The 12,656-nt window shown below is 67.2% G+C and carries 13 protein-coding genes; 5 read left to right on the forward strand and 8 right to left on the reverse strand.

Annotated features, from left to right (window positions below; translation table 11 throughout):
* Positions 1 to 147: 147 nt before the first annotated feature.
* Positions 148 to 948 carry a restriction endonuclease gene (locus NR101_RS02105; RefSeq protein ID WP_256774507.1) on the forward strand — a complete coding sequence of 267 codons (801 nt, stop codon included), beginning with the start codon at positions 148 to 150 and terminating at the stop codon, positions 946 to 948.
* Between the two features lie 176 nt (positions 949 to 1,124).
* Complete coding sequence (locus NR101_RS02110) at positions 1,125 to 3,233, forward strand: TonB-dependent receptor (protein ID WP_256774508.1); 2,109 nt, start codon at positions 1,125 to 1,127, stop codon at positions 3,231 to 3,233.
* A gap of 108 nt (positions 3,234 to 3,341) precedes the next feature.
* Here the strand turns inward: NR101_RS02110 and NR101_RS02115 are convergent, their stop codons facing one another.
* From NR101_RS02115 to NR101_RS02130, 4 genes are read right to left on the reverse strand one after another with little or no spacing between them, the layout of a single operon-like run.
* Positions 3,342 to 3,704 carry a hypothetical protein gene (locus NR101_RS02115; protein ID WP_256774509.1) on the reverse strand — a complete coding sequence of 121 codons (363 nt, stop codon included), beginning with the start codon at positions 3,702 to 3,704 and terminating at the stop codon, positions 3,342 to 3,344.
* A 2-nt stretch (positions 3,705 to 3,706) separates the two neighbouring features.
* A complete protein-coding gene (locus NR101_RS02120) occupies positions 3,707 to 4,495 on the reverse strand; it encodes a hypothetical protein (RefSeq protein WP_256774510.1) in 789 nt (262 codons plus the stop codon).
* Positions 4,492 to 4,872 carry a VOC family protein gene (locus NR101_RS02125; RefSeq protein ID WP_256774511.1) on the reverse strand — a complete coding sequence of 127 codons (381 nt, stop codon included), beginning with the start codon at positions 4,870 to 4,872 and terminating at the stop codon, positions 4,492 to 4,494. The genes NR101_RS02120 and NR101_RS02125 overlap by 4 nt, the downstream gene beginning before the upstream one ends.
* Before the next feature lie 46 nt (positions 4,873 to 4,918).
* Positions 4,919 to 5,503 carry a TetR/AcrR family transcriptional regulator gene (locus NR101_RS02130; RefSeq protein WP_256774512.1) on the reverse strand — a complete coding sequence of 195 codons (585 nt, stop codon included), beginning with the start codon at positions 5,501 to 5,503 and terminating at the stop codon, positions 4,919 to 4,921.
* Positions 5,504 to 5,573: 70 nt separating this feature from the next.
* Here NR101_RS02130 and NR101_RS02135 point away from each other — a divergent pair, with 70 nt between their 5' ends.
* Entirely contained in the window at positions 5,574 to 6,116 is a 543-nt protein-coding gene (locus tag NR101_RS02135) for a thioesterase family protein (protein WP_256774513.1), read from the forward strand.
* 93 nt (positions 6,117 to 6,209) lie between these two features.
* Here NR101_RS02135 and NR101_RS02140 read toward each other — a convergent pair whose 3' ends face one another.
* On the reverse strand, positions 6,210 to 6,992 hold the full coding sequence (locus NR101_RS02140) for an SGNH/GDSL hydrolase family protein (RefSeq protein ID WP_256774514.1): 783 nt from the start codon (positions 6,990 to 6,992) through the stop codon (positions 6,210 to 6,212).
* Between the two features lie 62 nt (positions 6,993 to 7,054).
* Positions 7,055 to 7,732 carry an HAD family hydrolase gene (locus NR101_RS02145; RefSeq protein ID WP_256774515.1) on the reverse strand — a complete coding sequence of 226 codons (678 nt, stop codon included), beginning with the start codon at positions 7,730 to 7,732 and terminating at the stop codon, positions 7,055 to 7,057.
* 142 nt (positions 7,733 to 7,874) lie between these two features.
* Between NR101_RS02145 and NR101_RS02150 the strand changes: the two genes are divergently transcribed.
* Positions 7,875 to 8,852, forward strand: a complete 978-nt coding sequence (locus tag NR101_RS02150) for a hypothetical protein (RefSeq protein WP_256777695.1) — start codon at positions 7,875 to 7,877, stop codon at positions 8,850 to 8,852.
* Between the two features lie 102 nt (positions 8,853 to 8,954).
* Here NR101_RS02150 and NR101_RS02155 read toward each other — a convergent pair whose 3' ends face one another.
* Both NR101_RS02155 and NR101_RS02160 read right to left on the reverse strand, forming a co-directional pair.
* A complete protein-coding gene (locus NR101_RS02155; protein WP_256774517.1) occupies positions 8,955 to 11,417 on the reverse strand; it encodes a prolyl oligopeptidase family serine peptidase in 2,463 nt (820 codons plus the stop codon).
* A gap of 147 nt (positions 11,418 to 11,564) precedes the next feature.
* Positions 11,565 to 11,894 (reverse strand): hypothetical protein, encoded by a 330-nt coding sequence (locus NR101_RS02160; protein WP_256774518.1) that lies wholly within the window; start codon positions 11,892 to 11,894, stop codon positions 11,565 to 11,567.
* Between the two features lie 298 nt (positions 11,895 to 12,192).
* Between NR101_RS02160 and NR101_RS02165 the strand changes: the two genes are divergently transcribed.
* Entirely contained in the window at positions 12,193 to 12,645 is a 453-nt protein-coding gene (locus NR101_RS02165) for a hypothetical protein (RefSeq protein ID WP_256774519.1), read from the forward strand.
* Positions 12,646 to 12,656: the final 11 nt, after the last annotated feature.

A 12,656-nucleotide genomic window follows, 5' to 3' on the forward strand; every position in this document is an offset into this window, starting at 1 on the left:
GCGTAGCTGCGCCGTGGGTGGTTGCGGTTTGATCGGGCATTGCGTGCAGCCACCCGTGGGGTGGCTCTACCTGGCGGGACCTTCCCGGTAGAGCCACCCCATGGGTGGCTTCGCCTTACACTGCGCCCCATACAGGAGAAACCACGCATGGGACGCAAGCGAAGCGGTCTATTGGAGGTCATGGCGACATGGCCCTGGTATATCAACGTTGGCGTGGGCGTACTTGGATTCGCCGCGTTGCGCACTCTCGCGCCACGATGGCATGAGGAGTCTGCCGGCACTGCGACTGCGTTGATTGCAGCGATCGCCGCACAGACGCCGATTGCATGGCTGTGGCTGGCTCTCTGCGCGGCGCTGGCCGTTGTATCGTGGGCCGGCGCGCGTCGGCGACGTCGGCTACTCGACACTCAAACCGGCCTGGCAAGCCTTGCCAGCAGTGGTTGGCGTGACTTCGAGCGCTTGGTAGGCGAGGCCTTCCGTCGCCTGGGCTATGCAGTGGAAGAGAATGGTCTGGGTGGCGCCGACGGCGGCATCGACTTGATCCTGCGGCGCGATGGTCGTCGAACGCTGGTGCAATGCAAGCAATGGCGGCGCCAGCAGGTCGGGGTGTCAGTCGTACGCGAGATGTATGGCCTGCTTGCGCATCACCGCGCCGACGCCGTGCTGATCGTGAGCAGCGGAGACTTCACCCGCGATGCGCAGGAATTCGTCGTCGGAAAACCGATCACACTGGTCTCCGGCGAGAACCTTCTGCGGATGGTAAGGATGGTACAGATGCGGCAAACGCCGATATCTGCCGCAAAACCTGAGCCGGTGTCGACGTCCTCACCCCCCAGCTCCGACGTGTCGACCTGCAGACGCTGTAGCGCGCCGCTGGTGGAGGGTCGCAACCGCAGAACCGGCGAGATGTGCATGGGCTGCAGTCGCTTTCCCGCCTGTCGCGGCTGAGGGCTGCGGATTTCCGTCGATCTGGTGCACGTTCAACCGGCGGGACGAAATGCAGCCGAGCATGGCTCGGCTCTACCCGGGGCCGGTGCCGGCCGATGGCCATACGGTCGTGACGGGTGACGGGCGGCGCCGCACCTGTTAACTTGCGCGCCAGTTTTTTAGTTTACAGCCTCCCCATGCCCTTGCTGTCGTATCGCCCTACCCGTTGCCCGATCTCCCTCGCGGTCGCCCTCGCGCTGTCGGCCACCGCCTACGCCGCCCCGCAGGCGACCACCCTGGATGCCGTCAACGTCACTGCCGCCAGCGAGACCGAGCAGGCCCGCGCGGCGCTCAAGCGCGTGCCCGGTGCCGGCAATGTGGTGGACCTGGCCAACGCCGACCGTCGCCTGGCCACCAGCGCCGATGTGCTGGCCTACCAGCCCGGCATCAGCGCGCAATCACCCGGCAACGAAGGCGCCAAGGTGTCCATCCGTGGCTCGGGCATCAACCGTGGGCCAGGCGCGCATGCGTCGGGCATTTCGGTGTCGCTGGATGGACTGCCGCTGACCGGCCCGGGCGGCACGCCGTACGAGCTGCTGGAACCGCTGTGGCTGAGCCGTGTAGAGGTGCTGCGTGGCGCCAACGGTTTCGAGCGCGGTGCGCTGGCACTGGGCGGTGCGATCAACTACATCAGCCGCAGCGGCCGCGATTCGGCCGGGCTGGAGCTGCAGTACGAAGCCGGCAGCCGTGGATACCAGAAGCGCAGCGTCGGCTATGGTGGCGTGAGCGGCGATGTCGACTACTACCTGGCCTACACCGATACCGAATCGGACGGCTACCAGCGCCACGCCGCCAGTGACGGCAAGGGCGCGATGGCCAACCTGGGCTGGCAGATCACCCCGACCCTGGAAACCCGCTTCTTCGTGCGCTACCGCGAGACCAATCACGAAACGCCCGGGCGCCTGACCCGCGACCAGATACGCAACGACCCGCGCGCGGCCAATCCGGCCAACCTGGCCATCGATGCACGCCGTCCGCAGCCGGGCAGCACCTGGATCGGCAACATGACCACCTGGCAGATCGATGAGGCGTCCTCGCTGCAGGCCGGGCTGGTCTACCACACCTACCCGATGGACTTGAACGAGAGCCTGTACCGGCAGCAGCTGGACTACAGCAACCTCAACGCGACGCTCGACTACCGCCACCGGCATGTACTGTTCGGCCGCGACAGCGTGACCACGCTCGGCCTGCGCGTCACCCACGACCTCGATGCAGACGTGCGCGAGACCCTGCGCTTTGCCAGCAACGGCTATGCCGCCGGCACCCACACGCGCGACTTTTCGCACCACGGCACCGACAGCACGCTTCACGTCGGCAACGATCTGGCGCTCACCGATGCCCTGCACCTGCAGACCGGGCTGGCGCTGATCAACACCCGCCGCGATGTGCAGGTCACCTGGCCGGCCACGCCCGAACGCCTTCGCGAGCAGCAGTGGGATTACGCGCCGCGCCTGGGCTTCACCTGGCAACAGACGCCGCAGGTGCAGTGGTTCGGCAACCTGAGCCGCTCGGTGGAGCCGGCGCACCCGTGGTCGATGATCTGGGGCTCGAACCAGTACTTCGGCGCCGGCAACGGTGCCTCCACCGGTCGCCAGCGCGCGCCCGTGCAGCTGGAGAACCAGACCGCGACCACGCTGGAGCTGGGTGCACGGGGCGACAGCGCGCTCGGCCGCTGGGAGCTGACCGGCTATTACGCGCGGGTACTGCACGAGCTGCTCACCGTGGAGGTGATGCCGGTACCAAACCTGTTCGTGGCAGAAAACAACGCCAGTCCCACCACACACCGTGGCCTGGAAGCCGGGCTGGACAGCACGCTGTGGGAAGGCCGCGATGGCCGCCTGTCGCTGCGCCAGGCGTACACCTTCAGTGACTTCCGCTACCGGCATGACGCCCTGTTCGGCAGCAATCGCCTGCCGGGATTGCCGCGCCACTACTACCAGGCCGAGCTGCGCTACGACCACCCGACCGGCTTCTACGCCGCGCTCAACACCGAGTACGCCTCGACGATGTTCGTGGACTACGCCAACAGTTTCCGCGCCGACAGCCATGCCATCGTCGGCAGCCGCATCGGGTTCGACGCACCCAACGGGCGCTGGCAAGCGTGGGCGGAGCTGCGCAACATCGGCGACCGCCACTACGCGGCCACGGTGACGCCCGGCTACAACGATGCCGGCAAGGACGTGGCCCGCTCGACGCCCGGTGAAGGGCGCGGCGTGTATGCAGGGCTGCGCTGGCGCTTTGAGTAAGCTGAGCGGCCGGCGTGCAGCGGCCCTGCCGCTGCCGTCGGTGGCGGCGACCCAGTAGAAATACTGAGCCAAACGCGGGCGATTGCCGTGGCACAAGCGTGACGCCAGTCAGATCGCGCTGGCCTGCGCGAACAGTGCCATGTACATCGCCACCACCGCGATGCTGCCCGCGACCAGCATCGAAGCCAGGCCGACCACGCCGGCCAGCCAGCGGCCGTGCACACCGCCGAAGCGCCAGACCAGCAACACCACCAATGGCCCCAACCACGCCAGCGGGTAGCCCGCGGCGAATGCACTGGTGAGCGATGGCAGCGGCATGCCCTGCGCCTGCAGGGGTGCCAGCAACCGTGGCAGGATCACCGCGCCCATCAGGGTAGTGAGCAGCGCGGTCACCCCGCTGGTGGCCAGCCCTACCACCAGTGCGCCCACGCCAACGGCGCGATAGGCGGTCAAAGTCGTCAACCCAGGCATGGTCATCGATCCCGTAAGGTCTGCAGCACATCCATCAAGGTGTTGGCGTGCGGCGCGATTTCCTGCGCGACCCAGCCAAGCGCGGCGAAAAACAGCAGCACGCCGAGCAGCGGCCAGAAGGTGTGGGCAAGACACAACCGCCACCAGCCCTGCGCCTGCATGCCCTGCATGCGCCGGTACAGGCCGCCGGCGATGGCCGCGTCGACCAGCAGTTCGGCCATGAGGATCGGCGCTGACCAGATCACCCAGCTGGCCGCGACCAGGGCTGCAGCCACCACCGTCACGACACCTAGAAGCGCGAGGATCGGCAGGCCTGCTTCGCCATCGGCAAGGTCCAGCACTGCGCCATCGCTGGCGCTGCTGGACGTGCTCGCCCCCGCCGCTTCGCCCCACGAGGCAGAGGCACCGCCGCCACCGGAGCGGCCGCCGCTGCCGAACCAGTCCGGTCCCGCGCCAGGCTTGGGCGAGCCGCCCACCGCGCCGGCATCGGGGATCACCGCATCGGCAGCCACATCGCCGCGCCAGCGCAACCATGCCCACATCAGCAGAAGAAAGATGGCATACGCCAGCAGCACCGCCAGCGGATAGCGCAGCAGCATCGTATCGATACCGCCCATCCGCAGCAGGTGCGAGGCCAGCAGCCCGGCCACAGCGGTGACCAGCACGATGGCCGCCATCTGCAGACGCGGCCAGCCGCCGCGTTGGAGCTGCTGGCGGGCACGCGCGATTTCGCTGCCACGGGTCAACGGCAGCAGCAGCGGCCGGCTGGGCCGTGGCACGCGGCGCTTCACGCATCCGCCTGCTTGGTCACCGCTTCGACGCGATGGCCATCGGGATCGATCACGAAGGCGGCGTAATAGTGGGCGCCATAGTCCGGGCGCACTCCAGCCGCACCGTTGTCCTGGCCGCCGGCAAGCAGCGCGGCGTGATGGAAGGCATCGACCGCAGCGCGCGTGGTCGCACTGAACGCAAGATGGAAACCCGGTCCAGGCGCGGCCGCACCGTCGTGCAGCTTCAGGCACAACAGGTCCTCATCGTCGACCAGCCCATAGCCGATCGCGGTGTCGTCTTCGAACACACGGCGATAGCCCAGTGCGCCCAGCACGGCATCGTAGAACGCGCCGGCCACGGCCAGGTCACGGACCCCAAGTGAAAGATGATGCAGCATGCGGACGTCCTTGCCGTGGGATGCGGAGTGCGGGCAGGTTAGGAAGTTACGGTGGCGAGTGCAATGCGCACAGCGCCAGCAACTGCGCAGCCACCCGATCAAACGGCCCGATGTCCTGCATCGCCCGGCACATCGCCACCGCGCCTTCCACGGCGGCGATGATCATGGTCGCCTGCATGGCTGCTTGCGCGGGGGCGTGGCCGGCCTCGGTCAGTGCGCTGCCAAGCCGCTGTTCCCAGCGTGCAAATACCGCCGCCGCCGCGCCCCGTGCCTGGCTCGGCACGGCTTCCACCGGCGCTTCCACCGACGCGGCCAGCACCGGGCAGCCGGCATCGAAGTTGCTGCGCAGCAGGCGCTCGCGCCACAGCTGCAGGAACTGCGCGATACCCGCTGCAGCGCCCTCCTGCAGCAGCTTCTCCAGCAGGGCATCCACCTTGTCACCGGCCAACGTGGTGGCGCGCGCCAGCAGTTCCTGCTTGCCACCGGGGAAGTGATGGTAGGTCGAGCCGAGTGGCGCGTCGGCGGCCTTGGTCACCTCGCGGATGCTGGTGGCGTTGAGCCCCACCCGCGCGAGCATTTCCGCTGCGGCGGCGACCACGCGTTGCGGTGCATCGCTGGGACGTGGACTCATGGCGCCGATCCTTGCTAAGACAGTCGTCATAGCCTAGCGTATCCGATCTATTACAGTCGTCATATTCAGCATGAATCTCTGGTTCCGCCTGCTCCATCTGCTGCTGTGCAGCCTCTTCCGCCCAAAACTGGCCGCACCGTTCGGGGTGTCGCGGGTGGCGTTCCGGGTATTGCCCAACGACCTGGACAGCAACCTGCACATGACCAATGGGCGCTACTGGAACATCTTCGACCTGGGCCGCCTCGACCTGATCCTGCGCATGGGCCTGGGGCGGGTGGCGCTGCGTGAGAAGTGGGCACCGATCGTCGGCGCCGGCACGATCCAGTTCCGCCGCGAGCTCAAGCCGTTCCAGCGCTTCACCCTGGAAACGCGACTGGTCGGCTGGGTCGGCACGCGGGTGATCATGGAGCAGCGGGTGTTGCTGGGCGAAGAGAAAATCGCCACCCGCGCGCTACTGGTCACCGGCATCTATGATCGGCGCCAGCGCCGCTTCGTGGACATGCCACGGATGATGCAGTCCATCGGTGCCGAGGATGTGCCCTCGCCTGCATTGAGCAAGGCGGCCGAGGCGTTGCTGGCTGCCGATGCGGCGTTGAAGCAGGACGAGGGCTGAGCAGGCCCACGGCCGACCGCAGCGGGCGGCGACGCCGAGCAGGCGGCTTCCGCGCCGTCGTGAAAGCGCGCTGACGCCGCCGCTACCGCGTCATCATCGCGCTGCGCGCAGCGCCTGGGCAATCGCCGCTTCGGCCAGCGGTGCCATCCGCGCATACCCCGCCGCTGTCGGGTGCACGCCGTCGTCGGCCAAGGCCTTGTCCAGGCCACCCTCGTGGTTGGCCAGCGGCGTGTAGTAATCCAGGTAGACCAGCTTCTGCTGCCCTGCATAGCGCTGCAGCGCGGCGTTGAGCGCACGCACCTTCGGCGCCGGCTGCACGCCCGGCTGCCACGGGTACTCGCTGACCGGCAGCACCGAGGACAGCACCACGGCGATGCCGTGCGCCTTGGCCAGCTCCACCATCGAGTGCAGGTTGTCTTCGATCATCGCCTGGCTGGCCGGCCCGGTGTTGCCGGCGATGTCGTTGGTGCCGGCCAGGATCACCACCACCGCCGGTTGCAGCGCGATCACGTCCTGGCGGAAGCGCAGCAGCATCTGTGCGGTGGTCTGCCCACTGATGCCCCGGTTGAGGTAGCCCTTGCCGGCAAAGAACGTCGCGCTGCCGGTACGGCCCCAGCCTTCGGTGATGGAATCGCCGAAGAACACCACGCGTGGCTGGCCCGGCACGGCGACGGGCAACGCGGCATTCTCGGCGCGATAGTGCTGCAACTGCGGCCAGTCGAGCAGGCGCTGCTGCATGCCGCGCACCTCTTCCGCGCTGAGGGCATTAACAGGCTTCACCAGCAGCGGATTGATCGCCGGCGATTGCGCCCCTGCCGTCGGGGACAGCAGGGACAGCGCAGCAGCCAGGATGACGGCGTGCAACGTGGACGGCATGGTCTGTTCTCCCGTGGTGGCCGTGATCAGGCTAGCACGCAGCGCCAGCGGCGGTGTGGGCGTCAGACCCGCCAATCCAGTATCCGCGCCGGTGACTGCAAGGCATCCTCGATGCGGCGTAGACAGCCGGCCTTCGGGCTCACCAGGTACCACCGCGCGCTGTTGCGCAGCAACGGCAGGTCGGCGTGGTGGTCGGTATAGGCCATCGCCCACGGTGGCGGATAACCGCGCGCGGCCAGCATTGGAATCTTGTTGGCCCCCAGGCAGTGCTGGTCGCTCACCCAGCCCCCCCATGCCGGGCGCAGCGTGGACGCCACCAGTGGCACATCGCCCAGGCCGCCGCGCGCCAACAGCGCGCGCGCCAGCGGTTCCCAGCAGCCGGTGGCGATCACCACGCGTGCGCCATCGGCCTGATGTTGGCGAAGGTGCGCCACCGCGGCGTCGATGAACAGCACTTCGTCGCCATCGAACACGGCTTCGGCATGTGACGCTGCGAGCGCCTCCAGCGCGTGTCGACTACGGCCAAAGGTCGCCAGCCAGACGCCAAACCTCGTCGGCAGCCGCCGCGTGTGGGAGGCCAGCAGCAATGGTCCCAGCACCGGCAATGCGAGCAACAGAATCGACAACCGCCATGGCGCGCGCCGCAGCAAGCCCTTGAAGAAACGCGACGCGGTTTCCCACCGGGTCAAGGTCAGGTCGAAATCGAAGACCACCACGTCGGCGTCGTTCGCGTCAGGCATCCGCTTCATTCCGTAATGCGGGGAAGCGTCGATCATAAGCGCGGGCGAGGGTCGCGCCTATCCCGCTTTGCGCGGCACAGCACGCGCGCCGCGTTACGTGGCAGACTTCCGCGCGACTCCCCACACCACGACAAGGACCGTCATGATCGTTCCCGAGTACTGGGCCGAAGCCCGGCGCGAAGTCCGGCACAACCGCAAGCCGCTGATCGTGCGCCGCTTCGGCTGGTCCGACGACAGCGTGGCGGCCGCGCAGGTGCACGCCGATGCGCGCGTGCAGGAGGCGCTACACGCCATCGCCGCTGGCCAGCCGCTGCCGCGGCAGGAGCGCCGTACCAACTATGGCGTGGAAGGCGTGCCGATCCGCGAGCAGATCGTCGAACGCCACGGGGATGTCGTCATTACCCGCAACAGTTACGGCGCGCTGTGCCTGAACACCCCGGACGTGCTTTTTGCCGATATCGACCACCGCCCTGCGCCGTCCGGCTGCGTCATTCCCACCCTGCTGGCGTGCGTATTGTGGGCAGGGGTGGCCATCGTCGCCGGCAACGTATGGAACTGGGTGGCCGGTGTGACCGCAGCCAGCGCGGCGCTCATCGCGGTCAACGCCGTGGTACTGGCCGTCAAGAACGCCCACCATCGTGATGCACAACTGGAGACACGCGCGCTGGCCCGTGTCGAACAGTTCATCGGGCAGCACCCCGACTGGCACCTGCGCGCCTACCGTACCCCGGCGGGCCTGCGCCTGCTGGCCATGCACGCCACCTTCTCGGCCCATGACCCTGTCGTCCAGCGCCTGTTCGATGCCCTGCAGACCGACGCGCTCTACGCGCGCATGTGCCGGCTGCAGCATTGCTTCCGTGCGCGGCTGACAGCCAAGCCGTGGCGGGGGGGGATGCGTCGGCGCATTCGCCCACCGGTCGCGGCGTGGTCAGCCGAACAGGCATTGCTGCCCGGCCGCCTGCAGTGGATAGCCGACTACGCGCACAAGGCGCAAGGCCACGCAGCATGCCGTTTCCTGCGTGCCTATGGCGACGAACGCCGGGTAGATGCCAAGGCCGAAGCGGTGCGGGTGCTGCACGATCGTATTGCACGCGCCTACGAAGCACTGCCGCTTGCTTGAGCCGCTGCATTCGGCTGGCGTGGCTGCTGCACAATGCGAAACGGCCGCCCTTTGCGGGGTGGCCGATTCATTGCAACCAAAGCAGTCACCCCGCGGTCGACGTCAGCGGGCGTTCTTCACGTAGGTGTCGAACCAGTTGAGCATTTCGTACACCAACTGCTCGTTGGATTCCAGCGCGGTGTACCAGTGCGGCTCGTTGGGCAGCATCACCAGACGCGTGGTGCCACCGTTGCCGCGGATGGCCTGGTAGAGCTTGCGCGACTGGAAGGGTTCGGTGCCCGGGTTGGCGTCGTCCTCGCCGTGGACCAGTAGCAGGGGCAGCTTGATCTTGTCGGCATAGAAGAACGGCGACGCCTTCAGATACACGTCCTGCGCCTGCCACACCGAGCGACGCTCGTTCTGGAAGCCGAACGGGGTGAACGTCTTGTTGTACGAGCCACTGGTGGCCACGCCCGCCTTGAACAGGGTGGTGTGCGCGATCAGGTTGGCGGTCATCAGGCCACCATGGCTGTGCCCGGTGACGCCGATCCGGTTGCGATCCACCACGCCCAGGTCCACGGCCTTGTCCACCGCCGCCTTGGCATCGGCCTCCAGCTGTTCCAGATAGGTGTCGTAGGCGTTCTTGGGATCGCCGACGATCGGGAAGGAGGCGTTGTCGATGATCGCGTAGCCGGCCAGCAGCATCAGCCGGTACGGGGCCAGACGGGTGAAGGTCTGCTGCGACCCGGACACCTGCCCGGCTTGCGCGGCGTTGGCGAAGTCGGCCGGATAGGCGTACAGGATTGCCGGTACGCGCTGGCCTTCCTTGTAGCCCGGCGGTGTGTACAGGGTGAAGGACAGGTCCACGCCGTCGGCACGCTTGTAGGTCACCAGCCGCTTCTGGATCTGTCGCACTTCCGGGGTCGGGTCGGTGAGCCGGGTCAGCGCGGTGGCGGTGGAGGCGAACTGCGCCTCGCCCTCCTTGACCGACGCTGCACGCTCGCCCTGCTGGCGCACGAAGGCGTTCGGCGGGTCCATCACCGACTGGTGCCAGGTCAGGTAGCGGCCGGGCGTGGCGGTCAGGCCCAGCACCTGCTCGTAGGCGTCGGCGTCGCTGCGGAACAGGCGCTCGGTCTTGAGCGAGCCCAGGTCCAGGCGATCCAGGAACGGCCGGTCGCCCTGCGGCGAGGCACCCTGCCCGCGCAGGAACACGAACGCACCGTCCTGGCGGACCACCGACGCCCCGTTGGGCAGGCGCTTGAACACCAGGTTGCCCGGGTCGGCGTACTGCTCATCGCTGGACAGATCCCACAGCAGGCGGCCTTCCTTCTTCGGCTGGTCCACATCCACGATGCGGGTCTGCCGCCAATGCCGGTTCTCGTCGTTCTCGAACAGGAACGACACCGCCGGATCGGCGCTCCAGGCGATGCCTTCAAAGCGCTGCGCGGTACGGGCGATTTCCTGCGGCTTGCCGGTGAAGGGCGCCTTCAGCGCCAACACGCGATCGCGATGCGGCACGGTCACCTTCCAGTCGCCCTTGTCCAGCGCCTCGGCGTAGACCAGCGTGGCCGGATCGGTGGAGCGCCAGTCGAACTCGCGCGGGCCTTCCGGCACGCCATGCACCGGCACGCGGTCGGCCAGCGGCAGGCTGGCGATCGGGGTGCTGCGGCCGGTGCCCAGATCGAGTACGGCCACGTCATTGGCAAAGCGCTGGTAAGTCACTGCGTGCGAGAACGGCGCCTTCAACGTTTCGGTCAACACGTGCACGCCATCGGGGGCGGCATTGACGCCGTCGTACAGGGCCGGCGCGCCGACATTGCGTACGTTGCCGGCGACTACGTCCACCACCGCCAGCTGCGATGCACCGTAATAGGCGAACAGCTGCTCATCGTGCGCGCTGGTCAGCGTATCGCGCGCTTCATAGGTGCTGCTCTCGCCGCTGCTGCCCAGCGACTCCTGCACGTCCGGACCGCCCGCACCGTTGCCGCTGGACGGCGCTGGTCCCTGGTTGGGTGGCACCAGCTTCACCAGCAACTGCTGCCCACCGCCCAGCCACTGCACCGTCCCGCCGAAGATCGGATTGAGCTGTACGTTGGGAATCTGCTTGACCTGGCCGGTCACCGCATCGCCCACCCACAGTTGCACCGCGGTATCGACCGCGTTCTGGAACGCGAAACGCCGGCCGTCGGCCGACCATTGCGCCGCACCCGCGCAGCCCTGCGGCAGCGCCACCTTGGTGTGCTTGGCGGTGCCGACATCGACAAGGGTGAAATCGGCCACGCACGCCGGAATGCCATAGCCGCCCTGGGTGTCGTGGCGGCTACGGTTCTTCGGCTCCAGGCGCACGCCGGCCAGCTTGAGGTAGGGCTGGGCCACGCGCTCGATCGACGGATAGGTCTGCGCGGTGGTCAGCAGCAGGCGCTGGCCGCTGGGGTCCAGGCTGGGCACGGGCGGTGGCGGTGCCTTGAGCACCTTGAGCAGCTGCTCGGGCGGCTTGTCATAGCCGGCGAAGGCCGGCGCGGCAGCCAGCAGGCCGAGCGTGGCGACGGCGACAGCCGCAGCCAGCGAGGTACGACGGATCAGCATCCCTATCCCCTTACAGTGGTCATGAGGGCCCGTACGCGGGCATGACCCGAATCTAGCACCGCTTGGACCGATCCGAATGGGCCGAAAGGGCCAACCGCCCGACGCCGCAAAGGCTCTCCCTCGACGGCGTCGGGGACCCCTGGCCCGTCACTGCCGCGCGTGCAGGTCCCAGGTCACCACATAATCCGGATCAACCACCGTGGCGCCGGTGGAAAGCATCCGGTATTCGCCCGGCTCGGCGGCCATGTAGTTGTCCAGCATCGGCGGCAGATAGCGCTCGTGCCCGTCGACATCGTCGGCCAGCACCACGCCTTCGTCGAAACTGATCCGCAGCACCCGGCCGGCATATTGCTGCAGATCCTGCACCTGGCCATCGCCCCCATAACGGGTAACCCCGACCAGTACCACCTTGCCGATCATCTGCTCGGCCTTGGGGCCATCCAAGGGCGGCATTGCGTGAGTCGCTGTGTCGTTCATGCGTGCACCTCCGCGATGTTCAAGGACATCCTAGACCAGATGCGCGCTCTATTTCGCACGGGCGTTTCGGCTTAACCTGCGCTTCACCTGGCCGGTCCTACGGTCAGCGTTCATCACGCAAGGATCGCTCATGTTGGGGTACCCATTTGCACGACCGTGGACCATCGCCCTTTGCGCGGTTGCGTTCTCTGGATGTGCCCGTGCGACCGCGTCTTCGCCGACTGATCACGAGCCCGGCTATCCGGCACCGCTTCCCGCTCAAGATTCCCCGCCGGTCACTTTTACTTCCGAACAACTGTTGACGCGACTGCTGAACCTGATCAGGACTACGAAATCGATCAGCGCGTTGACGATCGAGCAGCTTTCGACAGCGATGAAGCAACCGGCACGTTCATTCGGCCCGGGAAAATCTGGGTTCAGTGGCAACCTCACCGCCAGCTGGGGCTTTGCACTGGTACTCAGGAACGCAGGCGAAACGCGGGCCCGACTTGATTTCGAATTCCTCGATGGCAGCCCGCGCAGAGACTCGTATGCGACAGAGATCTGCAGCGCCGACGTCGATTACGTCGCTTCTGAGCTGGAAGCCCTCGGCTTCAAACGAGGGAGGGTTTATGGAGAGCATGGAAGCGTAATACATGACCGGTTCTACCGACCCGGCCTCTCAATTGAGATGGATTCCATTCGCGAACCGCACTCCGCATCGTCCGACCGCACGCCCCGTTCCTGCGTGCTCGCGCTGAGGATGGAGTGAGGCACTGATCG

Origin of the sequence: Stenotrophomonas sp. Ste86 (assembly GCF_024519465.1) — a bacterium.
In the GTDB taxonomy this organism is placed as follows: Bacteria; Pseudomonadota; Gammaproteobacteria; order Xanthomonadales; family Xanthomonadaceae; genus Stenotrophomonas.

Coding starts and splice junctions, on each gene's coding strand:
- NR101_RS02130 (WP_256774512.1), bottom strand. CDS start 5,503: ATGAGTCCACGTCCCAGCGATGCACCGCAACGCGTGGTCGCCGCCGCA.
- NR101_RS02160 (WP_256774518.1), bottom strand. CDS start 11,894: ATGAACGACACAGCGACTCACGCAATGCCGCCCTTGGATGGCCCCAAG.
- NR101_RS02150 (WP_256777695.1), top strand. CDS start 7,875: ATGATCGTTCCCGAGTACTGGGCCGAAGCCCGGCGCGAAGTCCGGCAC.
- NR101_RS02105 (WP_256774507.1), top strand. CDS start 148: ATGGGACGCAAGCGAAGCGGTCTATTGGAGGTCATGGCGACATGGCCC.
- NR101_RS02145 (WP_256774515.1), bottom strand. CDS start 7,732: ATGCCTGACGCGAACGACGCCGACGTGGTGGTCTTCGATTTCGACCTG.
- NR101_RS02135 (WP_256774513.1), top strand. CDS start 5,574: ATGAATCTCTGGTTCCGCCTGCTCCATCTGCTGCTGTGCAGCCTCTTC.
- NR101_RS02115 (WP_256774509.1), bottom strand. CDS start 3,704: ATGCCTGGGTTGACGACTTTGACCGCCTATCGCGCCGTTGGCGTGGGC.
- NR101_RS02140 (WP_256774514.1), bottom strand. CDS start 6,992: ATGCCGTCCACGTTGCACGCCGTCATCCTGGCTGCTGCGCTGTCCCTG.
- NR101_RS02155 (WP_256774517.1), bottom strand. CDS start 11,417: ATGCTGATCCGTCGTACCTCGCTGGCTGCGGCTGTCGCCGTCGCCACG.
- NR101_RS02125 (WP_256774511.1), bottom strand. CDS start 4,872: ATGCTGCATCATCTTTCACTTGGGGTCCGTGACCTGGCCGTGGCCGGC.
- NR101_RS02110 (WP_256774508.1), top strand. CDS start 1,125: ATGCCCTTGCTGTCGTATCGCCCTACCCGTTGCCCGATCTCCCTCGCG.